The sequence below is a fragment of the Streptomyces sp. NPDC088254 genome (genome assembly GCF_044740925.1).
Taxonomy (GTDB): domain Bacteria; phylum Actinomycetota; class Actinomycetes; order Streptomycetales; family Streptomycetaceae; genus Streptomyces.
Window position 1 is genome coordinate 17,267 of the sequence record NZ_JBIURQ010000017.1, and the last position, 25,475, is coordinate 42,741.

General features: G+C 71.0%; 27 protein-coding genes. 6 read left to right on the forward strand and 21 right to left on the reverse strand.

Annotated features, from left to right (window positions below):
* Nucleotides 1-382 precede the first annotated feature (382 nt).
* The 3 genes from ACIOC0_RS37875 (at nucleotide 383) to ACIOC0_RS37885 (ending at nucleotide 2,290) form a co-directional block, all read left to right on the forward strand.
* Entirely contained in the window at nucleotides 383-634 is a 252-nt protein-coding gene (locus tag ACIOC0_RS37875; RefSeq protein ID WP_402161205.1) for a hypothetical protein, read from the forward strand.
* A complete protein-coding gene (locus ACIOC0_RS37880) occupies nucleotides 634-1,026 on the forward strand; it encodes a DNA-binding protein (RefSeq protein ID WP_402161208.1) in 393 nt (130 codons plus the stop codon). The genes ACIOC0_RS37875 and ACIOC0_RS37880 overlap by 1 nt, the downstream gene beginning before the upstream one ends.
* Nucleotides 1,027-1,621: 595 nt before the next feature.
* Nucleotides 1,622-2,290, forward strand: coding sequence for a DUF5134 domain-containing protein (locus ACIOC0_RS37885; RefSeq protein ID WP_402161210.1), 669 nt, complete (start codon nucleotides 1,622-1,624; stop codon nucleotides 2,288-2,290).
* Between the two features lie 544 nt (nucleotides 2,291-2,834).
* Here ACIOC0_RS37885 and ACIOC0_RS37890 read toward each other — a convergent pair.
* The gene (locus ACIOC0_RS37890) at nucleotides 2,835-3,050 is read right to left on the reverse strand and encodes a heavy-metal-associated domain-containing protein (protein ID WP_402161212.1); all 216 of its coding nucleotides are present in this window, start codon (nucleotides 3,048-3,050) and stop codon (nucleotides 2,835-2,837) included.
* A 232-nt stretch (nucleotides 3,051-3,282) separates the two neighbouring features.
* Nucleotides 3,283-4,734 (reverse strand): PepSY-associated TM helix domain-containing protein, encoded by a 1,452-nt coding sequence (locus ACIOC0_RS37895; protein WP_402161215.1) that lies wholly within the window; start codon nucleotides 4,732-4,734, stop codon nucleotides 3,283-3,285.
* Between the two features lie 327 nt (nucleotides 4,735-5,061).
* Between ACIOC0_RS37895 and ACIOC0_RS37900 the strand changes: the two genes are divergently transcribed.
* Nucleotides 5,062-5,253 carry a hypothetical protein gene (locus ACIOC0_RS37900; RefSeq protein WP_402161217.1) on the forward strand — a complete coding sequence of 64 codons (192 nt, stop codon included), beginning with the start codon at nucleotides 5,062-5,064 and terminating at the stop codon, nucleotides 5,251-5,253.
* 54 nt (nucleotides 5,254-5,307) lie between these two features.
* Here the strand turns inward: ACIOC0_RS37900 and ACIOC0_RS37905 are convergent, their stop codons facing one another.
* The 3 genes from ACIOC0_RS37905 to ACIOC0_RS37915 all read right to left on the reverse strand — a co-directional run bounded on the left by ACIOC0_RS37905 (nucleotide 5,308) and on the right by ACIOC0_RS37915 (nucleotide 7,490).
* Nucleotides 5,308-5,838: a copper resistance protein CopC gene (locus tag ACIOC0_RS37905; protein WP_402161220.1), complete on the reverse strand. Its 531-nt coding sequence runs from the start codon at nucleotides 5,836-5,838 to the stop codon at nucleotides 5,308-5,310.
* A gap of 32 nt (nucleotides 5,839-5,870) precedes the next feature.
* A complete protein-coding gene (locus ACIOC0_RS37910) occupies nucleotides 5,871-6,317 on the reverse strand; it encodes a superoxide dismutase family protein (RefSeq protein ID WP_402161223.1) in 447 nt (148 codons plus the stop codon).
* A gap of 372 nt (nucleotides 6,318-6,689) precedes the next feature.
* Nucleotides 6,690-7,490 (reverse strand): hypothetical protein, encoded by an 801-nt coding sequence (locus tag ACIOC0_RS37915; RefSeq protein ID WP_402161225.1) that lies wholly within the window; start codon nucleotides 7,488-7,490, stop codon nucleotides 6,690-6,692.
* A 154-nt stretch (nucleotides 7,491-7,644) separates the two neighbouring features.
* Between ACIOC0_RS37915 and ACIOC0_RS37920 the strand changes: the two genes are divergently transcribed.
* Nucleotides 7,645-8,052 (forward strand): hypothetical protein, encoded by a 408-nt coding sequence (locus tag ACIOC0_RS37920; RefSeq protein WP_402161227.1) that lies wholly within the window; start codon nucleotides 7,645-7,647, stop codon nucleotides 8,050-8,052.
* A 12-nt stretch (nucleotides 8,053-8,064) separates the two neighbouring features.
* Here ACIOC0_RS37920 and ACIOC0_RS37925 read toward each other — a convergent pair whose 3' ends face one another.
* The gene (locus ACIOC0_RS37925; RefSeq protein WP_402161229.1) at nucleotides 8,065-8,358 is read right to left on the reverse strand and encodes a hypothetical protein; all 294 of its coding nucleotides are present in this window, start codon (nucleotides 8,356-8,358) and stop codon (nucleotides 8,065-8,067) included.
* Between the two features lie 3 nt (nucleotides 8,359-8,361).
* The gene (locus ACIOC0_RS37930) at nucleotides 8,362-8,577 is read right to left on the reverse strand and encodes a hypothetical protein (protein WP_402161231.1); all 216 of its coding nucleotides are present in this window, start codon (nucleotides 8,575-8,577) and stop codon (nucleotides 8,362-8,364) included.
* 282 nt (nucleotides 8,578-8,859) lie between these two features.
* On the opposite strand from ACIOC0_RS37930, the gene ACIOC0_RS37935 reads away from it, so the two are divergent.
* On the forward strand, nucleotides 8,860-9,471 hold the full coding sequence (locus ACIOC0_RS37935; RefSeq protein ID WP_402161234.1) for a DJ-1/PfpI family protein: 612 nt from the start codon (nucleotides 8,860-8,862) through the stop codon (nucleotides 9,469-9,471).
* Between the two features lie 18 nt (nucleotides 9,472-9,489).
* Here the strand turns inward: ACIOC0_RS37935 and ACIOC0_RS37940 are convergent, their stop codons facing one another.
* The 14 genes from ACIOC0_RS37940 to ACIOC0_RS38005 all read right to left on the reverse strand — a co-directional run bounded on the left by ACIOC0_RS37940 (nucleotide 9,490) and on the right by ACIOC0_RS38005 (nucleotide 25,355).
* Nucleotides 9,490-10,332 (reverse strand): ABC transporter ATP-binding protein, encoded by an 843-nt coding sequence (locus tag ACIOC0_RS37940; RefSeq protein ID WP_402161236.1) that lies wholly within the window; start codon nucleotides 10,330-10,332, stop codon nucleotides 9,490-9,492.
* Nucleotides 10,329-11,300 (reverse strand): FecCD family ABC transporter permease, encoded by a 972-nt coding sequence (locus ACIOC0_RS37945; RefSeq protein ID WP_402161239.1) that lies wholly within the window; start codon nucleotides 11,298-11,300, stop codon nucleotides 10,329-10,331. Before ACIOC0_RS37945 ends, ACIOC0_RS37940 begins: the two co-directional genes overlap by 4 nt.
* Nucleotides 11,301-11,356: 56 nt before the next feature.
* A complete protein-coding gene (locus tag ACIOC0_RS37950) occupies nucleotides 11,357-12,397 on the reverse strand; it encodes an ABC transporter substrate-binding protein (RefSeq protein WP_402161489.1) in 1,041 nt (346 codons plus the stop codon).
* A 92-nt stretch (nucleotides 12,398-12,489) separates the two neighbouring features.
* Nucleotides 12,490-16,806: an amino acid adenylation domain-containing protein gene (locus ACIOC0_RS37955; protein WP_402161242.1), complete on the reverse strand. Its 4,317-nt coding sequence runs from the start codon at nucleotides 16,804-16,806 to the stop codon at nucleotides 12,490-12,492.
* On the reverse strand, nucleotides 16,803-17,048 hold the full coding sequence (locus ACIOC0_RS37960) for a phosphopantetheine-binding protein (protein ID WP_402161244.1): 246 nt from the start codon (nucleotides 17,046-17,048) through the stop codon (nucleotides 16,803-16,805). Before ACIOC0_RS37960 ends, ACIOC0_RS37955 begins: the two co-directional genes overlap by 4 nt.
* A 49-nt stretch (nucleotides 17,049-17,097) precedes the next feature.
* Nucleotides 17,098-18,681, reverse strand: a complete 1,584-nt coding sequence (locus ACIOC0_RS37965) for a fatty acid--CoA ligase (protein ID WP_402161247.1) — start codon at nucleotides 18,679-18,681, stop codon at nucleotides 17,098-17,100.
* A gap of 22 nt (nucleotides 18,682-18,703) precedes the next feature.
* Nucleotides 18,704-19,240 (reverse strand): FcoT family thioesterase, encoded by a 537-nt coding sequence (locus tag ACIOC0_RS37970; protein WP_402161249.1) that lies wholly within the window; start codon nucleotides 19,238-19,240, stop codon nucleotides 18,704-18,706.
* Nucleotides 19,237-20,127: a TauD/TfdA dioxygenase family protein gene (locus ACIOC0_RS37975; protein WP_402161251.1), complete on the reverse strand. Its 891-nt coding sequence runs from the start codon at nucleotides 20,125-20,127 to the stop codon at nucleotides 19,237-19,239. Before ACIOC0_RS37975 ends, ACIOC0_RS37970 begins: the two co-directional genes overlap by 4 nt.
* A gap of 23 nt (nucleotides 20,128-20,150) precedes the next feature.
* Complete coding sequence (locus ACIOC0_RS37980; protein ID WP_402161253.1) at nucleotides 20,151-20,390, reverse strand: acyl carrier protein; 240 nt, start codon at nucleotides 20,388-20,390, stop codon at nucleotides 20,151-20,153.
* Nucleotides 20,387-21,442, reverse strand: a complete 1,056-nt coding sequence (locus tag ACIOC0_RS37985; RefSeq protein WP_402161255.1) for a beta-ketoacyl-ACP synthase III — start codon at nucleotides 21,440-21,442, stop codon at nucleotides 20,387-20,389. The genes ACIOC0_RS37980 and ACIOC0_RS37985 overlap by 4 nt, the downstream gene beginning before the upstream one ends.
* Nucleotides 21,443-21,497: 55 nt before the next feature.
* Nucleotides 21,498-22,871 carry an MFS transporter gene (locus tag ACIOC0_RS37990; protein ID WP_402161258.1) on the reverse strand — a complete coding sequence of 458 codons (1,374 nt, stop codon included), beginning with the start codon at nucleotides 22,869-22,871 and terminating at the stop codon, nucleotides 21,498-21,500.
* 219 nt (nucleotides 22,872-23,090) lie between these two features.
* Nucleotides 23,091-23,846 (reverse strand): aspartyl/asparaginyl beta-hydroxylase domain-containing protein, encoded by a 756-nt coding sequence (locus tag ACIOC0_RS37995; protein WP_402161261.1) that lies wholly within the window; start codon nucleotides 23,844-23,846, stop codon nucleotides 23,091-23,093.
* Nucleotides 23,847-23,951: 105 nt separating this feature from the next.
* Entirely contained in the window at nucleotides 23,952-24,647 is a 696-nt protein-coding gene (locus ACIOC0_RS38000) for an ATP-binding cassette domain-containing protein (protein WP_402161264.1), read from the reverse strand.
* Nucleotides 24,648-24,752: 105 nt separating this feature from the next.
* The gene (locus ACIOC0_RS38005) at nucleotides 24,753-25,355 is read right to left on the reverse strand and encodes a sigma-70 family RNA polymerase sigma factor (protein WP_402161267.1); all 603 of its coding nucleotides are present in this window, start codon (nucleotides 25,353-25,355) and stop codon (nucleotides 24,753-24,755) included.
* Nucleotides 25,356-25,475 lie beyond the last annotated feature (120 nt).

Genomic DNA, 25,475 nt, shown 5'->3' on the forward strand with positions numbered 1-25,475 from the left:
CAGTTGTCCATCCGCACTCATAGGGCCGAGCGCCGCCCGCACCGCCTCGACCGCCCTGGCGTGGTCACCGGCCACTTCCTGCGCCGCCTCGTACAGTCGCGCTCCCCTTGCGACCGTGTCACGCTCACCACGCCCCACGCGTCCCGCCCCGCTTTCGCAGCCGCCGCCTCCTCCCACCGCCGAATCCGGCCCTGCTCGGGGTGCCCGTCCTGTCCGGGTGACATGCCGATGCCCCATCGGACGGGGCGCCTGCCCTGCGCTGCCGCAGACCGGAGGCCACCTTCTCGCGGTCTCGAGGATGCGGGAGAAGCCGGCGCGGATCAGGCGCACCTGCGGGACTTCTCACCACCGAAGGCTTACGACTGCGGGTAGGACCGGCGGCATGAGCGGTAGTAGGAAGTACTCCGTCAGTCTCCCCGAGGACCTCGCCGAGGCCGTACGCGCCCACGTCGGCCCCGGTGGCTTCTCCGCCTACGTCGCCGAGGCCCTTGAACAGCGGGTCGCCATGGACAAGCTCCGGGAGATCGTCGCCGACTTCGAGACCGAGAACGAAGTTCTCACCCGCGAGGAGGTCGAGGCCGCCCGGGCGCTGCTGCGCCACGACCACCGGCAGGCCGGCGGGGCCGCCGCCTGATGCCCGGCACCCTCCTGCTCGACAGCGAAGGCCTCTCGAAGCTCTACCGCAAGGACCGGACCATCGTGGCTCTGGTCCAAGCGGCGTCGGAAGAGGGCATCCGCGTCGCCACCAGCGCCATGACCACTCTTGAGGCCGACCGCGAGCGTATCCACCCGGCCCGTATCAAGTGGGTCCTCTCCCGCGTCGACGTTCACGACGTCACCGAGGAGATCACCGACCAGGCCGCCGCGCTTCTACGCACTCATCACCTCTCCGGCCACAAGTACGCCATCGGTGCCGCCTTCGCCGTCATCGCCCGCAGCGCACCCCGGCCGGTCACCGCCCTCACGTCCGACCCCGAGGACCTGAAGCTCCTGTGCGGCCCTTCCGTGGAGGTCATCAAGGTCTGAGGCAGTGTCCCTGCCAGGCGACCAGACCTGCCACTGCCCTCCATCACGGGGCGAGGACTCCCCGCGGACAAACGCTCATGCCCGACCCGCCAACAAGCGGGTCGGGCACAGTTTCTTGACGAGACGTCACACGTTGAAGCGGAACTCAAATGCGAGGCTCTGACCTGCGTAAATGCCCGCTTATCCAGCACCGATCCAGCACGGGCAGCACGTCAGGGGATGAGGAGTTCCACGTTACCCGGCAGGCGCCCGCACATGCGTGAAATCCTCACGCCTTCTACAACCACCGCATCAGACTCGCGAGTCGACATCAGTCCCACTGCTCTGCGATCACGGGGAGGCAAGGCACGCCCGGCGTACGGGCGTGCCGCTGCCCTCCGATGGCTACGCCACCCTGTCGGCACCGATTTCTCGCAACGGGTGTGACGCTGCTCACGGCATGAGTCCGGAACTCGCACCACCGTCCCGCCGACTCCTGGTACGGCCCTTCGCAGGTCGTCGGTGGCAGGGCGACACAGGAGACCCCCGCACCCGTGCGTCTGGCCCTGAATTCGTTCGTCAGCGCCTTACGGCGTCCGAAAGTTGAGGTGGTCCGGTGATTGCCGCGAGCGGGCTGCGCTGGGTGCTGAGTCTGATGTTCGCCGTGCCCGTCCTGTACGGGCTGTGGAGGCTGGTTCTGCCCGGTACGGGCGCCGCTGATCGGGTGGACCACGCCTTGCACGCGGCCATGGGGCTGCTGATGATCGCGATGGCCTGGCCCTGGGGGGCGGACCTTCCGGCAGGTCCGCAGGTCGTGTTGTTCTCCGGGGGAGCTGTGTGGTTCGTCGTCGTGGCTCCGCTCCGCGCGAAGGGGGACTCGCGAGGCCGGGCGGTGCTGGGGGCACTCCCCCATGTCGTGATGATGGCGGCCATGGCGTGGATGGTGTCGGCGATGGACTCGGCGGGGACGGTGGCGGGCGGCACGGGGGCGGGCGGGATGCATGACATGCCGGGGATGGACATGGCGGGTGAGACGGGCCTGGCCGCCATGAGTCTGAGCGGGACCGTGCCCGTCGTGACTGCAGTGGTTCTCGCGGTCGTGCTGGGGGTGTTCGGTCTGGCCTGGCTCAGCCGTGCGCTCGACCGGGCGCGGGGCCGACAGGGAGATGGCCGGCCGAGGGAGGGCGGGCCCGTGGTGGACGCGGGGCCCCTTGATGTCCTGGCTCCGGCGTGTCATGCGGCGATGGCGCTGGGCATGGCCGTCATGTTCGCCGTGCTGGCTTGAGGTCGCCGACCCGCCGGTGCCGCGGCACGGTATGGGGACACACCCGCCGTCGACGCCGCGCGGAATTCTGTCGGTTCGCTGTTTTCCGCGACTCCGTCCGGGGAGATATCGGGGGCGCCTTCAGCTGTCGGCTGGCGGGCGGAGGCGAGGCAGGAAGCAGGTGGGGGTTCCGTGCACGGCACTCTGGAAGGACAGATGACCTTCGCGGAGGGGGCGTGGCCGTGGGAGCCGCCGGTCGCCCGCAGGCGCGGCCGGGCGGCGAGCGGGCGTCTGAAGGGGCTGTGGTCCCTGTCCGTTCTGACGACGGTGCTGGTCGCCGGAGGCTACGCCTGGCTGGGTTCCCTCGTCGGGGAAGGGCCCGGGGCCGTGGCTGGCGCGGTCATCGGGCTGGGGATGAGTGGGGGGCTGCACATGACGGTGGACCGTGTGGTGTCGGGCCCGCGCGGGCGCCGTCCCGCAGCCGCTTCCAGGCGCCCTGGCGCTCGCTGACGTCCGGGACGCCGTGGCCGGATAAGGTCCAGCGGCCGGCGGTGCGGTGTGTTCGTCAGGCCGCGGCCCTCTCTGCCACCTCGTACCCCGCCGCCACGATCGCCGCGCGCAGCCGCCCGTCGTCCAGGTCGGTGCCGCCGACGGAGACGGACCCGGCCGTGACGTCGACGTCCACCTCGGTGACTCCCGGGACCTCGGAGAGTTCCTCGGTGATGCTCGCGGCACAGTGCTGGCAGCTCATGCCGGTGACGAGGTACTGCTTGCGTGTCATGGCGCAACTCCTGGGTGCGACTGAGGCGTTCGTATGTTTCTTGATACGGATGCACCGGTTCGGCTGTTCATCCGGTGTCGTCGTTCACTGAGTCGTGGCGCTCCCCGGGCCAGTTCCTGGCTGTGGTGTGTGTCACCCGTCCGGGGCACGCGAGCTCGCGTCGGTTGACGGGGTCTCGGGCAGGCCGCCGGGCCGGGACGCGGAGGTTGCGCGTCCCGGCCAGGATCGGCGGTCAGCCGGTGGGTGCGGATCCGGCCGCACGGTGGCCCCGGAGGGCGCCCACGGCCAGGTCGACGGCGAGGAACGCGGCCAGGGGTATGCCGAACAGCGGTATCACCCAGCCGACCGCTGCGACCGCGACGATGCCGACGGCGAGGACCCCGGAGGGAACTCCGCGCCAGGCGCCCCGGGCGGGCGGGGCGCCCATGAGGGCCCGGCGGTCGGAGCGGGTGGGGCGGCGCAGCCACCACATGCGGTAGCCCCACACGATCACGTAGATCAGACCGATGGCCAGCATGGCGAGCACGATCTGGTTGACGATCCCGAAGAGGAGCCCCATGTGGGCCTGGATGCCCCAGGTGGTCAGCTTGGACAGCAGGGGCCAGTCCGCGAAGTCCACCCGGTCGACCACCTTGTCGGTCGAGGCGTCGACGGCGACGCTGTCCCGTCCGACCGGCCAGAGGTTGCGGGTCTGCGACACGGTCCACGCGGTGGCACCGTCCTCCGGCACGCTGACCGAGACAGGGCCGCTGAGACCGTCGTCCCGGGCCGCCTTCAGGACGCCGTCGATGTCACTCGGGTCAGCCTGCTTGGCCGCTGCCGAGCCGCTACCCGAGGAGTCCGCGTGGTCGCCCAGGGTGGTGGATACGTAAGGGGTGCTGGACCGCAGCGAGTCCAGGGCCTTGCTGAAGTTGGCCCCCGCATAGGTGGACCAGGTCAGGCCGGTCGCGGAGAGGAACAGCAGGCCGAGTGCGATCCATACGCCGGTCACCGCGTGCCAGCTGCGGGCGCGACGCACTCCGCCCTTCTTCGCGCTCCGGTCCGGCAGCAGCAGACGCTGGGCGGTCCGGTTGCCGCGCGAGCGGCGCCACCACAGGACCAGCCCGCCGAGGACGAGCACCCACAGCCAGCTGGCGGCGATCTCTGAGTACAGGTTGCCGACCGTGCCCAGATGGAGATCGCGGTGCAGGACGTCCAGCCAGGTCGTCAGCGGGGTCGAGGTCCACCACGTGGTCAACTGCCCGGTGACATCACCGGTGTACGGGTCGACGTACACCGTGTGCGTCTTCTCCCCGAGCTCGGGGAGCGAGAAGTCCACCTGGGTGGTGTCGTCGCCGTTTCCCGGGCGTACGGCGGTCAGCGTGCCCTTCGGATGCTCGGCGCGCGCGGCGGCCACCTGTTCGGACAGGGGCAGAGTGCTGTCACCGGCGTGGGAGACGTGGAGTTCATGGCCGTAGACGAGCGAGTCCAGTTGCGGCGTGAACGTGTAGAGCAGGCCGGTGAGAGCCGCGACGAGCAGGAACGGCGCGACCATGACGCCGGCGTAGAAGTGCAGCCGTGTCAACAGTGCGCCGAAGCCGTCCGGTCGCCGGGCGGTGGGCGTGGCCGTCGCGGTGGCCGTGGCCTCGACACCGTCATCGGCTGGGACGGGTGGGCTGGGCTTTTCCGAGTCCGTGGATGTCATGGTCGCCTCCGGGTGAGCGGTGCAGTGTGGGGAACACGTTCGGGCGCCCGGTTCCCCGCCGCCGTATCGCCGTTGCAGCGGCCCGGTTTGAGCCACTGTCTTGAAACAGTCGGACAGAAGGGCCTTCCAGTTCCCGGCCGATCACGCGGAGTCCGTCGGCGCCGGCGCCGTGGAACCCCGCCGTCGGGACAGGGCGATCTGATGTAGTCGTCCCGGAGCAGGCAGTAGTTCCCGGCGGCCACAGGGACAATCCTCACGTGGGAAGATCCCGCGTCGGACCTCCTGCGGCACGCCGACGCCGTGCCACGATGACGTCACCGGGCCACGATGGAATTCGCCTTCCCGAGCGTGGCCCGGCCTGTGCCTGCCGACCGCCACATCGCCATGTCCCGCCCCACCCCGGTGCGGGCGGCGGCCGGCGGGCCCGGCGGCCGGTCGGAGCCGTCGCGCTGGACCACGGACTCGTTTCCGTGCGCCGCCCACCACCAGGAGCCGGCACGGCGGATCGCCGCCGCCTGACCGAACGCCGTCCGGGCTCCCCAGCAGGGTGCGGAAGCCCGGACTGCGTCACGCTCAGCCGCTCCCCTCCCGCGCGCTGCGGCGCCGCAGCGCGCGCATGGCGAGAAGTCCGCCGCCCGCTGCCACGACGACCGCGCCCGCGAGGGCGGCGGTCGCCGTGGTACGGCCCAGGCCCAGGTAGGTGCGCTCCGAGCCGCCTGTGGCCGGGGCCGGCAGGCTCAGGTCCGCACAGGCCGGAGGAGTACCGGCGGGCTTGGTGCCCGTGGCGACCTCGAACTGGTAGGCGTTGGTCTGCGCGTCCCCGTCTCCCGCAGTGATCGAGTAGGTGAGGGTGATGACGCCCTTCGGCAGTGGGGAGACAGCGGCGCAGGCGGTGGTGGTATCGGTGACGACCGGCTCTCCGACCGGGATCTCCTTGCCGTCCGGCCCGATCATCCTGATCTTCGGCGCGATGCCGGAGGTCAGGTTGTCGAACGTCAGCCTGACCACGTCGGTCCCGGCCCCGACCGTGGCCCCGGGGGCCGGTGCGGCGTCCTTGAGCGCGGTGTGGGCGTACGCGGGCGCGTTCCCCAGGATCAGCAGCACGCCCGCACACACGGTAGATCCGGCCGTCGCCGTCAGAAGTCGAAGTCGGCGCATGCGATCCGGTTGTCCTGTGCCTCGTTGGGGTGGACCACGATCGCGACCGCGTCCTTGCCGGTCTTGCGGGAGTTGGTCACCGTGGTCATGCCCATACCGGACTTGTCGGCGGTGAACATGAGGTGGATCTCGTTCGGGGGCTTGGCCGGGCCACCCTTCTCGAACTGGAAGTGCGACCCGCCGTTGTCGGCGGAGCAGTGCTGGGCGTGCAGATGGGCCATGTAGACGTGACCAGGCTTGAGCCCGGTCAGGGAGACCGTCACGGTGGTGCCCTTGGACCCCTGGGCCAGCCAGGCCGTGCCCTTGACGTCGTTCATGCCCGGCGGGCGGGTGTCGAGCAGCGTGAAGGTGCCCTTGACGACGGACGCTCCGGCCATCTTGTAGGCGGGCGTGGCCGACGGGTCCCCCATCGCCTTGTCGGACATGCCGGCCATGCTGCCGTCCATTCCGTGAGAGGAGGACGAGGCAGAGGAGCCGGTCTTGGAGGATGCATGGTCGGCCGTGTCGCCCCCGCAGCCGGAGACAAGAGCGGTCACGGCGGCAGCCAGAGCCGCCCAGATGACAATTCGTTTGCCACTGCGGACGGTTGGGGTCGCGAAGGGACCGCCCGGCGTGGATGCGGAGGCGGCGGTGTGGTGGTGCATGGAACTCCCGATCGGTGAGCGGTGGGCGTGCGCCGTCGACTGCGCCTGGGCAGGAGGGCACGCCGGAGGCCAGGGGGACGACCAACGCGCGTGAGTACGCGTCGGTTGCGGGCGTGAACCGGCCCTGGCCGACATCGGGTACCTGAACACAACTCAGGGACGTGCGAAAGCCGATGAGCCGGTGGATCGGCGCCGTAGCGCCGAACCGGCCCTCGGTGGTCCCCGGCGGACGACGGCGTGTCTGAGCACGGTGGAGGCCGTCGGAAAAGCCTCCGTCCAGCCGTCCGGCCACCGGACCACCGGTGCCCGTCCGCCGCAATCGGTGCGCTCGAGCAGGCGGCTGGCACGCCGAAGCGGAGCGAACAGCGTGACGGCGAGCGCCCTTCCGAGCCGGTGGGCCGCCGTCTCTCCCCGCCACAGCCACAGCCCGCATACGACGGCGGCCAGCAGATGCGCCAGGACCATCCCCGTGGAGCCCTGCCGCGCGAGGACCGACTCCAGCGGAGACACGGGAGCGCCGCTCGTCCCGGCGTGCGGCATCGCCGTCGCCGGCATCGGGTGGTCCATGTGCATGGCCATGCCGGCGTGGGAGAACGTCATCGTGTGGTCCATGCCGTCGGTGGGTCCCGCCGGTCCGCGGACCAGTGTGTGGGCCACGTCGAACAGCAGGTGCAGCAGCGCCTGCGCGAGGGCCGTTGCCCCGACCACGGTCGCGGCGCCGCGCTCGCGGCCGGTCAGCCACCACGCGCCCGAAGCCGTTCCCGTGAAGCCCAGGACCAGGGTCCACCAGGGCAGGAGTTCGCCGGACATCAGGGCGTGACCCAGTGCCGTGATCGCCACGCAGAGGCCCGCAGCGACGGCCACCCGCACCGGGCGCAACATGCCGACGCTCTCGGCGGCGGCCGGGGAGCGCGTCGCCCGGACCGCTTCGCCGCCGCGGTACCTCCCGGACATCGCGTAACTCCTCGCACCGTTGGGCTCCTTCCGTCCCATACGGGCGCAAGCGCCTCTGCGTTCACTCGGCGGTGTCCGTCGCTTCCGATGCGGCGCGGGCGGTACTAGCGTCGGCGGAGTACACCCCGCCTCTTCTCACACCCTTGGGGTTGTCATGATCCACACCCGGGAACTCCTCGACAGCGTCACCAGCCAGAGCATCCTCGGAGGTGAGGTGCTGGCCCGTGCCGTCGACACACTCACCGCGTGCGAGACGGCCGTCATCGCCTGCGCGACGGGCATGCTCGCCGAGAAGGACGCCGACGAACTGCGCGCCTCCGTCGACCAGGATCTGGACTGCGCCGACGTCACGGCCGCGACCCGCCGGATCCTGACCCGGCACAGCGGCCACGACCCGGCGCTGCTCACAGCCCAGGTCGAAGCCTGCCTCATCGCCTGCCGCCGCAGCCACGAGCTGTGCAGCAGGCACGCCGAGCACCACGAGCACTGCCGTATCTGCGCCGAGGCCACCGACCAGGCGTCCGACGCCTGTCGGGACGTACTCGACGCCGTACGGGCCTGAGGCGGGCCGGTGTCAGTCCCGCGGGGGCGGTGACGGTCGGGGCGGCGGGCGGCCGGACACCACCCGGTGTACCAGCAGGTGGAGCAGTCCGGCGACAGCGAGTCCGGCCAGGCAGCCGATGAAGGCACCCGCCGTGCCGGCCACCACCTCGCCGAGCCAGCCGTAGCCCGCGGCCAGCACCGTCACCGTGGCGGCCGACAGCGGCCAGAGCGGGCCGGGCCGCTTCCCGAGGTGTCGGGCCGACCGGCCCGGCGGCTCGTCCCAGGGCCATACCGCCTGGGGCGGGTTCCGTCGTGCGCGTGCCATCGGTCAGGCGACGGCTATGCCGTCCAGCTTGCCCGCCTTCGCCTCCTCCACCAGGGAGGCGAACTGCACGGCGCTCATCTCGACGCGCTGGCCGAAGTCGTCGGTGAGCAGGACGCGTCGCTCCTCGGGTGCGCTCGGGTCGACGAACAGTTGCGGGCAACCGCAGTTGCACTCGCCGCAGAAGGTGGCCAGCGGCTCAAGACCGGTGATGTCGCTCATCGTGCGCTGCCTTTCGGGATGTCGGGCGGCCGGAGGCGGGCGTTCTCCTGAGGCCAGGTACTGCCAAGGGCATACCCCCGGGCGTGCGGCCCGACGCGCCCGCGTGCCCGGCTGACGGAGCGCGCCTCTGTGCTCCCCTACGCCGGTTCGCCCCCAGTGCTTCCGCCGAGACGAGTCCGGTCGGAACCAAAGGTTCTCGTTCAACGACCAACTGGGTAGGGGCTGTTCCTGCGACAGGGGCGGAACTCTGGTAGGCGGCGCGGTGCGGGCTAGGGTGTGGTCATGACCGACACCCTCACCATCGGAGTGCTGCTCTTCGAGGACGTCGAGGAACTCGACGTGGTGGGCCCGTGGGAGGTGCTCGGCTTCTGGGCCTCCCATGTCACGTCGTCCTCCGTGCGGGTCCTGGCCCTCGGGCCGGAAGCCCGGGTGGTGCGCGGTTCCCAGGGGCTCGGGCTTGTCGCAGACCACGCCCTGGACGAGGCGCCGCCGCTCGACGTGCTCATCCACCCCGGCGGCAACGGCACGCGTGCCCTGATCGAGGACACCGGGCACCTGGAGTGGCTGCGGGGACTGCACGAGCGGGGCACTGTCCTGGCGAGCGTGTGCACCGGATCGCTGGTGCTCGCCGCCGCCGGGCTGCTGTCGGGCCGCCCGGCGACCACGCACCGGGACTTCCTCGGCAAGCTCGCGAAGATAGACCCTTCGGTCGAGGTGCGGAACCAGGAGCGCTACGTGGACGACGGTGACATCGTCACCAGCGCCGGGGTGTCGGCCGGCATCGACATGGCCCTGCACCTGGTGGCCCGCTACGACGGGGCCGAGGCGGGCGAGCGGACGCGAGCCGGGATCCAGTACGAGGCTCCGGACCCCGTGGTGGGCTCCGGAGCCTGACCGGGTGTCAGCGAGCGGTCAGCGGACGGCGCTCTCGGCGGTCCTGCCCTCCCCGTCCGCCGTGGGGTCGTCGTCGGCCGTCATGTCGTCGGCGAGCGGCCGGGCGCCGTAGGTGACGCGGGTGACGCCGTCGGCGTGCCGCTCGGTGCTCGCCCGGACGCCGAAGACGTCCCGGAGGACCTCCGGGGTCAGCACCTCCAGGACCGGTCCGGCGGTGACCACGGCTCCCTCGTGGAGGACGACCAGGTGGTCGCAGAGGCGGGCGGCGAGGTCCAGGTCATGGAGGACCGCCAGTGTGGTGACGCCGGTGGCGCGGATCAGGTCCAGCAGTTCGAACCGGGCCCGGATGTCGAGGTGGTTGGTGACCTCGTCCAGGACCAGGAGCTGGGGGTTCTGCGCCAACGCGCGTGCCAGCAGGACGCGTTGGCGTTCGCCGCCGGAGAGGGAGGCGTAGTCGCGCTCCGCGAAGGGGCGCACGCCGCAGTGGTCGATGGCCTCCTCGACGGCCTGGTGGTCCTCGGTTCCGTCGCGGCCGAGCAGTCCGTGGTGGGGGGCGCGGCCGAGGGCGACGATCTCGGTGACGGTCAGGCCGGTGGTGTTGCCCCCCGCGTCCTGGAGGACGGCGGCCGTGCGACGGGCGGCTGCCCGCGGGGACAAGGCCCAGACGTCGTCTTCGCCGACCCGGACCACACCTTCCGCCGGACGCAGTGAGCGGTAGACGGTGCGCAGCAGGGTGGACTTGCCGCTGCCGTTGGGGCCGACGAGGCCGACGATGTCGCCTTTGTGGGCCTCCAGGCTCACGTCCCGCAGGATCGGAGCGCGGTCCAGGGTGACGTGGAGCTGGTCGACGGTGAGTTTCATACGGAGTCCAGGCCCTTGTTGCGGCGCAGCAGCCACAGGAAGAAGGGGGCGCCGAGGAGGGCGGTGAGGATGCCCAGCGGCAGTTCGTTGGGGCGGTTGAGGGTGCGGGAGAGCAGGTCGACGAGGACCAGGTAGACCGCGCCCAGCAGAGCGGTCAGCGGCAGTAGCCGGCGGTGGTCGGCGCCGATGGTGAGGCGTACCAGGTGCGGGATCATCAGGCCCACGAACCCGATACTGCCCGCGACCGCGATGACAGTGCCGGTCAGCAGCGCGGCGAGGACGAGCAGGAGGGCCCGCAGCCGGTTGACGTCGACGCCGAGCGCGGTGGCCGACTCGTCCCCCGCCAGCAGGACATTGAGGCGGCGGCCGAACAGGGACAGCAGCACAGTGGTCACCAGCACCACGACGGTGACCGTGGGCAGCTGGTCCCACTTCGCGCCCGCCACACTGCCCAGCATCCAGAACATCACCGTCCGCAACTCGGTCGGCGTCGCCTGGAGTTGCACGAAGCTGGTCGCGGAAAGGAAGACGTATCCGACGGCGACGCCCGCCAGCACCAGCCGGGTCGGCGCCATCCGGCCCCGCCGCTGTCCGAGCGCGAACACCAGGGCCCCGGCGGCGATCGCCCCGAGGAAGGCCGCCGCCGAGACCCCGAGCCCGGCGAGCGCCACGCCCCCACCTAGGGTGATCACGAGGACGGCGCCTAGCGTGGCTCCGTAGGAGAAGCCCAGCACGATGGGGTCGGCCAGCGGGTTGGACACCACCGTCTGGAGCACCGCGCCGGACACCGCCAGGCCCGCGCCTACCAAGGCCGCCAGGACCACCCGCGGAGTGCGGAAGTTCCAGACGATCTGGTCGAGCGCGGGGTCGGAGGGAGCCGGACCCGCGCCGGTGACGTGGTGCCAGACGATCGACCACACATCACCGAGCGGGACGTTGACCGCGCCAATGCTGATCGCCACGATCATGGTGGCGAGCAGCGCGACGGGCAGGAGCGTGAACGCCAGCGGGAGCCTGAGCCGGGTCAGTAGGCGTCCGGGTGCAGCATCTTCGCGACCTTCTCCACGGCCAGGTCGTTGCTGGGGCCCAGGTACATCGAGTCGGACAGCGTCACGTACGCGTTGTTCTTGGCGGCCGGCCACTGGGGGAACTCCTTGAGAAGTTTCTTGGCGTAGGCCGCCGGGTTCGGGTCGTTGTAGGCGATGACGACGAGGGCGTCGACGTCGGTGGCGGCCACCTTTTCCTTGCTGAGGTCGGCGAAGGAGGTCTTGGAGGCGTTCTCGAAGGCGTTGGCGCCGCCGGCCTTGGTGAGGATGTCGTTGTAGATGCCCTTGGCGACGACCGAACTAAAGTCGTTGCCGCCCATGGACATGTTGGAGAAGAGCACCATCACCTTGGGCTTCTTCTCCCCCTTCACCTTGTCCGAGACGGACGCGATGTTCTTCTCGGAGGCGGCTATCAGCTTCTCCGCCCTGTCGCTGACGTTGAAGACCTTGCCCATGTCGCGCAGCAGCTGGTAGCTGTCGGCGATGGTCATCTTGGAGGTGTCCTGGTCGCAGCCCTGCGGCGAGACGTAACTGTTCGCGCCGACGTCCTTGAGCTGGTCGCGGGTGGCGAAGCCATTCTTCTCGTCGAAGCCGTACGACGTGGTGGACAGCACCAGGTCCGGGCGCAGACCGAGCATGGCCTCGCGGGGGATGTCGTAGGCGTCGTTGAGTTTGACGTCCCCGGTGGGCAGCTTCTTGATGGCGGCGGCCCGGCCCTCCACCTCGGACATGCCGTAGGTCTGCTGGTTGGCGACGATCTTGTCGCCGAGGCCGAGGGCGAGAAGCGTGGAGACCTCAGCGACCGAGGCGCCGTTCATGACGACCACCCTGCTGGGGGCCTTCTTGAAGGTCTCCTTCTGGCCGCAGTTGTCGAGGGTGACCGGGTACCCGCTCTTCGAGGCCGCGGCCTCGGTCATCGTGTCGCTCGCCTTGTCGTCGGACGACGAGCCGCATGCTGCCGTGAGCAGACAGAGGGCTGCGGCCAGGGCGACGGCAGCGGCCGGCCGGTGCATCGACATGCGGGCTCCTTGCGTGAGGAATGTGCTCATGGGCTGACGGTTCTGTTGCAGTAGTCGGAGCGAAGCGACGTTGAGTTCCCGGAAGTTGCCGACTATTTCGCGGGGAGCGGGGAGCAGGACCGCCGAGCCGGGGCAGGCAGCGCACCGACCGCCACACAGTGGTCCAGGTAGCGGAAGAAGAGGGCACGGTCGACAGGCGGGCAGGTGATCCCGCTGCCCGTCAGGCCCGCCCGGACCCGGCCGGCGTGCACATGACCGAGGCGCAGGTCAGCCGGAGCGGCCCGATGGAAGACGGCCTCTTCTGTGGAGTCGAAGAAGGCCAGGGTGGTGGCCGCCACGTCGGCTGAGCGCGGCAGGCGTTCCCGCCACCGGGCGAGCGGGAGTGCGCGCACCGGATACCCGTATGCCCGCACCCAGTCGTAGACGTCCGCGAGGCGTACGCGGGGCAGGGTGGCGTGGTGGAAGACCGGGCCCGCGGCCGTCGCGTCCGGCTGCCCCAGGCACAGGTGGACGAGGGAACGCGCGACGAAGTCCACCGGGGTCCACACCTCGTCCTCGAACAGCTCCGGAACGATGCCTGCCGGAATGCCCGCGCGCAGCACGCTCCATAGGAAGTCGCGCTCGTTGACGTACCCGGTGTCGGCGGGCCCCGTCACCCGGCCCAGACGGTGGACGGTGACGGGCATACCGCGCTCCGCCGCCTGTTCGAGGAGCCGCTCGGAGGCCCACTTGGACTGCTGGTAGCCGTACCGCAGACCCTCGTGGAGCGGCAGGAACTCCTCCGGCGCCTCGGCACTGAGGCTCGCCGGTGGGGCGACGGAGAGGGTGGAGACGTAGTGCAGGGGGGTCGAGTTGACGGCGGCTAGGCGCAGCAGTTGCCGGGTGGACTCGGTGTTGGCTGCGCGCAGGGTGGCGTAGTCGCGCATGATGCTGACGGTGGCGGCGTTGTGGAAGATCGCGTCGCAGCTCGCGGCGAGGTCGGACAGGGTCTCGCGGGGCAGTCCGAGGCCGGGCCTGGCTAGGTCGGCGGGCAAGGCCGTCACGCGGTTCGCCGCTCGGCCGTCGAGCGTGAGGCCGTGGCGCGTGAGGGCTTCGTGGACGCGGGCGGTGGCTTCGGGCACGTCGGCGGCCCGCACAGCGCAGACGATCTCGGCCTCCGTGTCGGCCAGCAGCCGGGCCAGCAGATGCGCGCCCACGAAGCCGGTGGCGCCGGTCAGCAGGATGCGCCTGGGCGCGGCATGCGGAGTACGGCGGATGCCGCGCCGGATGCCCGGATCGAGCTCGGCGTCGGTGAGGAGAGCCGGCGGGAAGGCGGCCGTGGTCTCGGTTCCGGCCCCCGTTCCCGCCTCCGCCTCCGCTTCGGTGAGGAAGCGGGCCAGAGCCGCGGCGGTCGGGTGCTGGAAGAGCCAGGCGACCTTCACGTCCCGGCCGAGTTCGACGCCCAGCCGGTTGGCGGCCTGGATGGCCTGGAGGGACTGGGCGCCCAGGTCGAACACGTCGTCGTCCACCGTGACGGTGTCGTTCCCGAGCAGGTGTGCCCAGACGCCGGTGATGGTCAGCTCCAGGGGGCTGCCGGTCGTGGGCGCCCGGTGGGCGCGCGGTTCGGCGAGCACGTTCCGGTCGATCTTGCCGGAGCCGGTGCGAGGCAGCCGGTCCGTGAACTCGATCGCGGAGGGCACCATCGCCGCGGGCAGCGACGCCCGCAGGTGGTCTCTGACATCGGCGGCGGACGGCGCGGGGGATTCCGCCACGAGGTGGGCCACCAGGCGCCGGGTGCCGTCCGCCAGCACCTGCCCGACGACGGCAGCCTCCCTGATCCGCGGAAACGTGAGCAGGGCGGTTTCGACCTCGGCGGGCTGGACCCGATGTCCGCTGATCTTGAACTCGGTGTCGGCCCGGCCGAGGTAGCGCAGTTGGCCGTCCTCGCCGATGCGGACGAGGTCGCCGGTGCGGTAGGCGCGCGGGGCGTCCGGCAGGGCGGTGAGCGGGGCGAAGCGCGCGCTGTCCGGCACGTCGGGCCGGTATCCGTCGGCGAGGGTGGGGCCGAGGAGGTACAGCTCGCCGTCGGCCACCGCCGCCCGCGTGCCGGGCAGGGGCAGGCCGATGGGGACGTCTCCGCCGGCGAGGGCGGGGGCGTGCAGGTCGGCGACGGTGGCGACCACTGTGGCCTCGGTGGGGCCGTAGGTGTTCAGCAGCGCGACCGAGGTGCCGACCGCCTTGCGCCAGCGCTCGACCCGTTCGGGCAGGGCCGCTTCGCCGCCGATGACGACGGTGCGTACGCCCTCGGGGAGGGCGGCGGCGCCGGTCGAGACCGCGTAGGCGAGTTCGTGCCAGTAGGAGGTGGGCAGGTCGAGCACGCTCACCCGCAGCCGTGCGCAGGCGTCGAGGAAGCCCGGCACGGACTCGGTCATGTCGTCGGTGCGGACGACCAGGGTGGCCCCGGTGCACAGGGTCAGGAAGATCTCCTCCACGCTGGCGTCGAAGTGCAGTGGCGCGAACTGCAGGACGCGGTCCTCGCGACGCAGTCCGTAGCGGTGCGTGGCCGCGGCGACGAAGTGGGCCAGCGCTGCGTGGCCGACCGCCACCCCTTTGGGGCGGCCGGTGGAGCCGGAGGTGTGCAGGACGTACGCGAGGTCTGCCGGTGCCGGTGGCGCGGGTGGCCTGGAAACGCCGGCGTGCTCCGGGTCCCGGTCGTCAGAAGGGAGCAGCGGGAGTACGGCGTGCTCCGCGAAGTCGGCCGCTCTGTCGCCGGTCGTCAGAACGAGGGCGGGGACGGTGTCGGCCAGCAGGCGGGCCGTGCGGTCGGCGGGTGCCTTCGGGTCGAGGGGGCAGTAGGCGGCGCCGGACATCAGTACGCCGAGGACGGCGGTGACGGCGGCGCCGCCCCGGGGCAGGGCAACCGCCACCACGTCGCCGCGACCCACGCCCCGGGCTGCCAGACGGCGCGCGATGTCCCGGGCCGCGCCGAAGAGTTGGGCGTAGGTCAGTGCGTCTCCGCCATGCTCGACGGCGACGGCCCCGCCCCTGCGGGCCGCGTGGTCTGCGATCTGGCTCAGGACCGGGCGGGCGGGTGCGGGCAGCGGGCCGCCGTCCAGGACGGGGACGCTGGCGTGCGCCCGTGATCCGCCGAGCGGCCGGTCCGGGTCGGTGAGGGCCGTGGTCAGCAGGGCGAGCAGGCCCTCCTGAAAGGCGGCCGTCTCCGCCGCCGTGTACAGGTCGGGGTTGGCGTCGACGGCGACGCGTAGACCGGTGCCGTCGCCGCGGTCGTAGACGTTGACGGCGAGGTCGTCGACAGGGCCCGCGGACACGTTGTGGACGGTGCTCGGATGTCCGGCGAACTTCAGGTCGTACTGGAACGGCATGATGTTCACGCCAGGACCGGACAGCCGGCGTTGGCCGCCCACCAGTTTCAGGTCGCGGCGCAACTGCTCGTAGCGGTAACGCTGGTGGGGCAGTCCGGCGCGCAGCTCGCGCGAGACGCGGGGAGCGAGGACGCGCAGGCTGTCGTCGGGGGCGACCGGTACGCGCAGGGGCAGGATGTTGCGCACCATCGCGGGCACCCGCAGGGAGACGGAACCCAGGCGGCCCATGGCGGGCAGGCTCAGGACGATCTCCGGTGCCCGGGTGAGCCGGTGCAGGTGGGCGACGGTCACCGCGAGGAGCACCTCGGACCAGGTGACCGACAGGTCACGGGCGACCGTACGCAGTTGACCTGCTGCGGACGGGTCGAGGTCGGTGACATGGCGGTGGAAGGTGCGGGCGGGCAGCGCGGAGCGGCCCGCCGGAGTGGCCACCGGCGGACGGTCCGCGTAACGGCCGGTCCAGTAGGCCCGGTCCTTGGCGTGCCGGGCGGAGTCGCGGTAGGCGGCTTCCTCTGCGCGGACGGACTCCAGGGTGCCGAAGCCGCTCTCCCGTACGGGTTCGCCCGCCATGAGGGCGGTGTACACCTCGGCGACCCGCCGGGCCACTAGGGAGAGGCCGAAGCCGTCGAGCGCGATGTGGTGGACGCGGTGGTACCAGAGGAACTCCTCCGGCCCCGTCAGCAGCAGCGCGTGGCCGAAGACCGGGCCCCGGGTGAGGTCGACGGGGCGGGTCATGTCCTGGTCCATCCAGGCCAGGGCGGCTGCGTGCGGGTCGGGTTCGGCGGTCAGGTCGGCGATGTGAGTGCGCCAGTCCCCTGCCGGAGTGCTGATCTGCCAAGGGCGGCCGGTGTCGTCGGTGTCGAAGGTGACGTTGAGGGCCTCGGTCTCGGCGACGACGTGGTGCAGGGCCCGGTCGAAGACAGCCGGGTCGACCGCGCCGGTGATGCGCAGGTACTCGGCGGTGTTGTAGGCGGGGCTGTCCGCGTCCAGCTGCTGGCCGGCCCAGATGCCCTCCTGGGCGGCCAGCAGTGGTTGACTGCCCGTCATGTCCGCTGCCCCTGACGCTGGGAGAGGAGCTGCCACCACTGAGCGAACGTGGTGCGTTCGGCGAGTTCGACGAAGGTCACCTCGGCACCCGCCGCCTGCCAGCGCTCCAGCAGGGTGACAATGCGCAGCGAGTCCAGCCCCGCGTCCAACGGGCTGTCCTCCAGGTCGACTTCACCGGGCTCCAGGAACAGACACTCTGCGAGGTCCGCGCGGAAGCCGTCCAGGGTGAGGGGTTCAGGCATAAGGGCTCTCTCTCGTGGCTCGTCCCGTGATGTGGCGATGACGGGCCGGTCAGTTGACCTTGCGCGCGGAGTCGCTCCAGAAGCGGTCGCGCAGCTCGCGGCGGAGGATCTTGCCGCTGGGGTTGCGCGGGACGTGGTCGGTGAACTCGTAGCTCGCGGGCAGCTTGAACGCGGCCAGGCGCGGCACGAGGAAGGTGTGCAGGTCCCGGGGGCTGGGCCGCTCCCCGGCCGCGGGGACGACGAAGGCGTGCACCTTCTCGCCCCACCGCTCGTCGGGGATGCCGACGACGACCGCCTCCCCGACCCCGGGGTGGTGTTCCAGGACGTTCTCGATCTCGGCGGGGTAGACGTTCTCGCCCGCGACGAGGATGGCGTCCTTGATCCGGTCGCGGATGAAGACGTAGCCGTCCTCGTCGAGGTACCCGGCGTCCCCGGTGTGGATCCAGCCGTCGACGAGCGTCTCAGCCGTCTTGTCGGGCAGGCCCCAGTACTCGACCATCCGGGCCGGGGTGTGCAGGCAGACCTCGCCGACCGCGCCCGGGGGCAGTTCTCGGCCCTGGTCGTCGATGACCTTGGCGCGTACGCCCGGGTAGGGGTGGCCGGCGGCCTGCATGAGCGTCCCGCCCGGGACATGCGCGGCCGGGGGCAGGCAGACAGCGGTGTTGCCGGTCTCGGTAAGCCCGTAGATCTGGGCGAACTCGCAGTCCAGGACGGCGAGGCTCTCCTCCAGCAGCGCCTCCGAGATCGGGGAGCCGCCGTACACGGTCTTGCGCAGGGTGGTGAAGTCCTTCGCGCTCACCCCGGGTTCGGTGAGCATCATGCGCAACATCGCCGGGACCACGCAGGCGGTGGTGATGCCGAGGTCGCGGATGAGGTCGACGGCCTGCCGGGCGGCGAAGGCGCGCATCGCCACCACCGTCGTCCCGGCGTTGAAGTTCTGGGTGGCCCACCACAGTCCGCCGACGTGGAAGCCGGGGATGCCGATCAGGGCGATGTCGCCCGCTCGCCAGTCGATCCAGTCCAGTCCCTCGCTCGCGAGACCGTCGCGGATCGCGAAGAAGCTGCGGTGGGCGAGGACGACGCCCTTGGGCAGGCCGGTGGTGCCGCTGGTGTAGAGCTGGGCGACCGGGGTGTCCGGGCCGGCCTCGAACTCCGTCTCGCTGTCCGGGTGCCCGGCCCGCCAGGTGGTGATCGAGGTCACCGGTACGACGGTCTCCGGCGGCTTGGTGGGCATGGCCTCGACGATCGGGGCGAACTCGTCCTCCAGGAACAGCAGCCGGGTGCCGGAGTCCTGGAGGATGTGGCTCACCTCGGGTGCGGTGAGCCGCCAGTTGACCGGGACCAGCACGGTGCCGGTCTTGGCACAGGCGAAGAGGGCCTCGTAGTAGTGCTCGGACTCCTTGCCCAGGTAGGCCACCCGGTCGCCGACGCCGAGTCCAGCGGCCCGCAGGGCGTGTGCCATGCGGTTGCTGTGGTGGTGGAGGTCCGCGTAGGTCAGGGTGCGGTCCTCGCAGATCACCGCGGCGGCTTCGGGCTGCCGGGCGGCGTGGAAGCGGGTGGTGTGGACGAGGGTGCTCAGTTCGGGGTGGTGGAGCTTCGCGTCCTGCGGCTGCGGCGCCGTGGATGTCTCCATGAAAGCTCTGCCTCCGGTGGGGTCAGGGGACGTTGACGAATGCGAGGGTCGCCTCGCCGTCGCACCGGCCGCCGTGGGCGTCCTGGTAGCGGAAGACGGTCTGGGCGTGGAGGAAGGGGCTGCCGCCGCCCGGAGCGCGCCGGGCCACGGAGCGGAACTCCATCTCCCCCGTGAAATCACGGGGATTGACGGGCCGCCGGAAGTTCGACGCGAAGCGGGCGATGAGGATGTCCGGGAGCTGGTGGCGCCAGAAGTCGTCGAGAGTCCAGTCCTCGAACCCGGTCAGCAGCCCCTCCTGCACGGACTTGGCGACCAGGTAGTACATCAACTGGTTGTAGGCGATGTTGACCTCGACCGAGTTCAGATGGCCGGTGTCGTCGATGTAGCAGGACTCCGAGATCGCGAACACACCCTGTGCGCGGGCGAGTCCGGCGCCAGGTATGACCTCGGCCGACCTCAGGTACTTGCAGTGCGGCTTGTAGGGCGCGAGGACGCGGACCAGCAGTTCCCCGTCAGGGGGATACGACCGTTGCGGCGATGCGTCGGCGGGCGCGGTCACGCGGCGCGCATCCCGTCGTAGAGCCTGCGCTCGTCGTGGACGGTGACGCGGTGCGAGACGGTCGGCTCCGGAGTGGTGGTGTGACGGGCGCGGTGGATGAGACTGCGGTTGTCCCAGACCAGCAGGTCGCCCTTCTCGAAGCTCTGCAGGTGGATGCCCTCGTGCTCGAAGGAGTCGTCGAGCTGGCCGGTGGCCTCGAAGAGCCGCTTGAGGAGCTCCTCGTCGAGCGGTTCGCCGGCCGCGTCCTCGATCCCGACGGTGAAGCCCTCGCTGATGTAGAGGACGGTCTCACCGGTCATGGGGTGGGTGAAGGTGGTGGGCTGGACGACGGGCGGGGTCTTCGTCTCGACCTCCTCGATGATCTCGGAGATCGGGCGGTAGACGTCGTGCGGTCGGATCTTGAAGTACTTGCGCACCGAGTGGCGGCAGCGCGTCCCGGCGATCTCCTTCTTCAGCTCGGCCGACAGCTTCTCGTACGCCCGGCCCATGTCGATGAAGTAGGTGCCGCGGTTCTTCTCGGGGACGACCTGGGGGTGGATGAGGGTGATGCCGAAGGGGTCGGGCATGAACTGGTAGTCGGCGTGCCAGAACTTGCCGGTCTTCGGCACACCTATCTGCCTGCCGTTCTCCGGGACGTTGGAGGAGACGAATATCTCGGGCACGTCCGGGTGCTTGTACATCGGCTCGTAGTACGTCTCAGGGCGGCCCAGCCGCATGCCGAGGGCGAGGAACTGCTCGGGGGTGAGGTCCTGGCCCTTCAGGACAGCGATCTTCTTCGTGTAGACGGCCGCCTTGAGAGCCTCGATGTCCGCCTCGGAGGCCGTGGTGTGGTCGAAGCCCTCGACGGTGACACCGAGCGCGGCTCCCGGCTGGTCCTTGATCTGCATGGCTGTCGGTCCTTCCGTTCGGTTCAGACGGCGGTGGTGCGGCGGGAGTCGACCAGGTCGGCGATCTGGCCGAGGGTGAGGTCGGGCTGGAGTTCGTCGTCGCCGACGGTGACGCCCAGGTCGCGTTCGATGCGGATGCTGATCTCGACGGTGGTCAGGGAGTCCACGTCCAGTGCGCCGAGGGTGGCCTCGGGGCGGATCAGGTCGGCGGGGACGTCGTGCAGCTTCACGATGACGTCGACGATCTGCTCGTAGGTGGTCATGGTGTGGTCCGTTCCGATTGCGGGTGAGGGTGCGGGGGGAGTTCGGGCCAGGTCATCAGGCAGGAGCCCCAGGTGAGGCCGCCGCCGAAGGCAGTCAGAAGGAGGCGGTCGCCGGGGCGGATCCGCTGCCCGGCCACGGCGTCGGCGAGGGCGAGCGGGATGGAGGCGGCTCCGGTGTTGCCGACGGCGTCGACGTTGGCCACGCAACGCTCCCTCAGCAGGCCCAGGTCGTCGGCGACGGAGTGCAGGATGCGCAGGTTGGCCTGGTGGGGCACGAAGTGGTCGACGTCGCCGGTCTTCCACCCGGCCCGCTCCAGGGTGGCCCGCGCCGAGGCGGCCATGCGGGTCACCGCATGCCGGTAGACCTCCTTACCGCGCATCGCGAAGTGCCTTTCCGCGTGGGTGGGTTCGGCTCCGGTCGAGCGCTGGCGGGAGCCGCCGCCCGCGACGGTGATCAGGTCCTCGTGGGCGCCGTCGCTGCCCAGGTCGAAGTGGCCGACCGCGCCCGGCTCGTCGGGGCGTCCCGCCCGTAGGACGACCGCTCCGGCGCCGTCCCCGAAGATGATCGCGTTGGTGCGGTCCAGAGGGTCGACGATGGTGGAGTAGGTGTCCGCGCCGATCAGCAGCACCCGGCGGGCGACCCCGGCGGCGATCAGCCCGGCGGCGGTCGCGAGGCCGTACACGAACCCCGTACACACCGCGCCGACGTCGAAGGCCGCCACCCCCACGAGGCCGAGGCGGGCGGCCACCACGGGCGCGGTGGCGGGGCAGGGACGGTCCGGGGTGGTCGTGGTGACGATCACCGCGTCAGCGGGGGCGCCACCGGCAGAGCGCAGGGCGAGCCGACCCGCTTCGACGGCGAGGTCGGAGGTGGCCTGGCCGGGCTCGGCGACGTGCCGGCTGCGAATCCCGGTGCGGGTACGGATCCAGGTGTCATCGGTGTCCAGGCGTGCGGCGAGTTCGTCGTTGGTGACCACACGGGGCGGCACCCATCCGGCCAGTCCGCACAGGACGGCCACCGGGCCCGGCGGGCTGGAGGCGTTGCTGGGCACAGCTGTTCTCCTCGTGGGGCTCGTGGGGTGGTGAGAAGGAGGGTGGTTGAGGCGTCTACACGGCGGCGGTCGCGGTTCTGCGCAGGACCAGGGTGAGCGGCACGCCGCAGCACAGGACGGCCGCGACCGCGAACACGGCGCCACGTATCCCGGACAGCAGGGCCTCGGCCGGCGGACCCGTGCCAACGCTGCCCGACAGGGCGACCAGCAGGGCGAGGCCGACCGCACCGCCCACCTGGAGCGTCGTGGAAGCCATACCGGAGGCCACGCCCTGGTCCTCGGCGGCCACTCCGGAGGCGGCGACGATCCACATGCCGGTCCAGGCGGCGCCCTGGCCGAGCCCCAGCAGCACGATCCCCGGCAGCAGCAGGGCGTACGAACCGTCCCCGGTCAGCGCGAGACCGAGGGCGGCCGCCCCTGCCGCACCCAGCGCCATGCCGCCGACCAGCATGCGGCGCACTCCGACGCGGGCGACGGCCCGCTCACCGGCCTGCGTGCCCAGCGCGGTCACCACCGCCGGGACGAGGAACGCCAGGCCCGTCGCGAACGCGCCGTAGCCGCGTACGTTCTGGAAGTAGAGGGTCATGAAATAGGGCAGGGAGCTGAAGGTGGCGCTGTACAGGGCGGTGATCGCCATGGCGGCGACCAGGCCCCGGTGGGCGAACAGCCGCGCCGGCACCAGCGGGTCCCGCGAGCGGGTCTCGACGAGCGCGAAGACACTGAGCAGGGTGAAGGAGATAACCGCGCTGAGCAGTGCGGAGGGGCTGCCCCAGCCGGCCTCGGGGGCGTGCACCAGCAGGAACACGAAGAGCGTGATACCGCCGGTGGCGGCCAGCGCGCCCGTGACGTCGAACCGGCGGGTGACGTTGCGCTGGCCGTCCGCAGGGAAGAACCGCAGACCCGCCCACGCGAGTGCCGCCGCGATGGGGACGTTCACGAAGAACACCGACGGCCAGCCGAACGCCTCCACGAGCACCCCGCCCAGGAGCGACCCGAAGCACAGGCCACCGGCCCCCGCCGCGCCCCACACCGCCAGGGCTCGGTTCCGGGCGGGCCCCTCCTCATAGATCGTGTTGATCAGGGCGAGGGTGGCCGGGAACAGCAGCGAGCCGCCGAGCCCCTGCACCGCGCGCACCACGACCAGCACCCCCGCCGACTGGGAGAGTCCGCCGACCAGGGACGAACCCGCATACAGGAGCGCCGCGGCGACGAACGCCCGCCGCCTTCCCAGCAGATCGGCCGTCCGGCCGCCCAGCAGGAGGAAGCCGCCCGTGGTCACGACGTAGGCGCTGACCACCCACTGGAGGTCGTGCGAGGAGAAACCGAGCTCGGCGCCTATGTCCGGAAGGGCAACATAGACGATGTTGTAGTCGAGCGCGATGACCAGCTGGGCCAGCGCCAGAACGAGAAGGGACAGTCGTGCCCGCACCTGTCGACATCCTCCTCAGCCGTCAATGAAAAGCAGCGAAAAATTCAGATCCGATAATCGGTCCAGTCGATCATTTTCAGTCACCATAACACTGGCAAGAAGGCTTGAAAAGCGCCACCGGAAAAACAGATAGAGCGCGCCTTAATTGCATTTTAGGGCAGCACTTCTATCCGGCAGCACCGGACTGCCGGATGATTTTCACTGACAGGATTCAGGCGGTCAGCCGTCCCCCATGAGGCGCCTGATCTCCGTGATGAGCACGGTCAGCGCGCGCCGTTCGGGAACGGTTGTCTCCGGATGCCACAGGTCTACGAGCAGGCAGGTTCGCGGCCGGTCGCCGTCATTGCGCGCCTCATGCTCGAAGGAGTAGTCGAAGAGCAGGCACTTCCCCTCCTCCCAGGAACGAGTTTCTCCAGCGACCGTGATACTGCACCCGTCCGGAATATCCACGGCGAGATGGAGATTGATGCTGAAGTTCCACAGGTCACAATGCGGGGCGACGGCAGCACCTGGCAGCAGGGTGGAGAAATGACATTCCAGCAGCGGGCATATTTTCTCAGTGTCGACTGCGAACTCTTTGAGAGCCTTGTACGCCGTCGGTGCGGTGTCCGCCGATTCCTCGACCAGGCCCCCTCCCCGGTACAGATAGAGCGCCTGCCAGTCCTCCTGGCGCGTCAGGTAGTGCTCGTAGTCGGAGAACACCTCCCGGCGTGTCTCCCAAGCCGCGGCCAGCTCCTCCTTGATCACCGGATGAGCGGCTTCGAACGCCTCGACCAGGGGGGTCAGTTCCGGATGGCCACGCGGATCGTGCCATGGGGTCGGGGACAAACCCGGCAGGATCCACTTGGCCCCCTTCTGGAGAGGATGGCGCGGCGCTCCTCCCCCGGGCTCCAGCATCCGCTCCACACGCTTCAAGGTGTCCGTGCCGTGCTCGCCTCTGATCGCCGCGAAGGCGTCCTCTATCTCGGGTGTCATGCTGGCCCCTCCCGGCCGCTACCGCGGTGGCCGACCGGTGGGTCGGCGTCGCAGTAGTAGTCGGGGGGAGAAGCCGGGGAGTTCCCGCGAGTTTCCGCCAATTCTTCAGCGCGCCAGGGGAGTTGACCCAAGCACCGGACGTACCTTCCGGTCGCACAGCGCTGTGAGCGCCGGGTCGGCGGTCGACACCAGCAGGGTCACCGGCAGTTCGGCGAGCAGCCGCACGAGAGCGTCCCGGTGGGCCGGTTCCAGTCCGTCGGTGGGGTCGTCGGCAGCCAGTACGCCGGCTCCCGCCGTCACACAGCCGATCACCCGGGCCAGATGTAGAAGCTGGGCCTCGCTCCGGGTGAGGCTGTGCAGGGGGCGGTCCGTCAGCCTGCCCACGCCCAGCAGGTCGGCGGCCAGTGCCGCCGCCGCCGGGTTTCCGCTGCGGGCCAGTACGCCGCCCGCGGTCGCCCGGGACCGGGCGGGGACGGCGGCCCGGGGCAGCCACGCGCAGGCCCGGCCGCGCCACGCACGTTCGGCGGGGGTCCGGTCTCCCCGGCCACCGACGGTGATCTCGCCGCCGTGCACCGGACGCAGGCCGGCGACCGCGCGTAGCAGTGTCGTGCCCGTCGCGCCGTCCCGGCCGGTCAGAGCGACACGTTCGCCCGGGGCGACATCGAGGCACAGCCCCGTGACGTCCTCGAAGGTCACGTCCCGCAGTCGTACGTCCAGCGCAACCGGATCGGCGGCGGCCGACGGCACCTGAGGTGCCGGACTCTCCGTCGGACGACGGAATCGCTTGCTGATGACTGCCACGCGGTAGTAGTCGTCCCACTGTCCCGTCGAGTTCCCGGCGGAACGGCCCCGGTGCGGGGACCGTGCCGCCGGGACCGGCCGACGCAAGTGCTCCCGCGCCTGGGGTCAGGCCGCCAGGGTGCTGGGCGCCTCGGCCTCCTGGAGCAGCCGCTCCAGCGTCGTACGGGCGCGGGAGACCCGGGAGCGGACCGTGCCGACGGGGCAGCCGACGAAGCCGGCCGCCTCCTCGTACGACAGCCCGACCACCTGGGTCAGCACGAACGCCTCCCGGCGTTCCTCGGGCAGGCTCTCCAGCAGGTCCAGCAGGGCCACCCCGTCGTCGAAGCCCGGCAGGTCGCGTGGCTGGGCCCGCTCCTGCGCGGCCCGCCAGTCGACGGTGTCAGCGATGCGCGGGCGGACCGCGGCGCGGCGCAGGCTGTCGGCGACCGCGCGCCGGGCGATCGACAGCAGCCAGGTGCGGGCCGAGGCGCGGCCTTCGTACCGGTGCAGGCTGCCGAGCGCCCGCGCGAAGGTGTCCTGGGTCAGGTCGTGCGCGGACTGGGGGTCGCCGCTGAGGTGGGCGACGTAGCGCAGCACGTCACCGTGCAGGGCGCGGACGAAATGGTCGGCCGCGTCGGGGTCGCCGCCGCGGGCGGCCAGGGCCCAGGCGGTCGCCGACGCGTCGGCGCTGGCGCGTTCCGTCGGGCGAGCGGGCAGGACGGAGATCATCACGTGATGTCCTTCTCGGGTTCTTCCGGGGCCGGGCCCGCACAGGGGCATGGCTCGCCGGTAAAGGGGAGGGCGCCCGTACCCGGAGGGGGTACGGCGGTGCCCGGGGCCCGTCAGGGA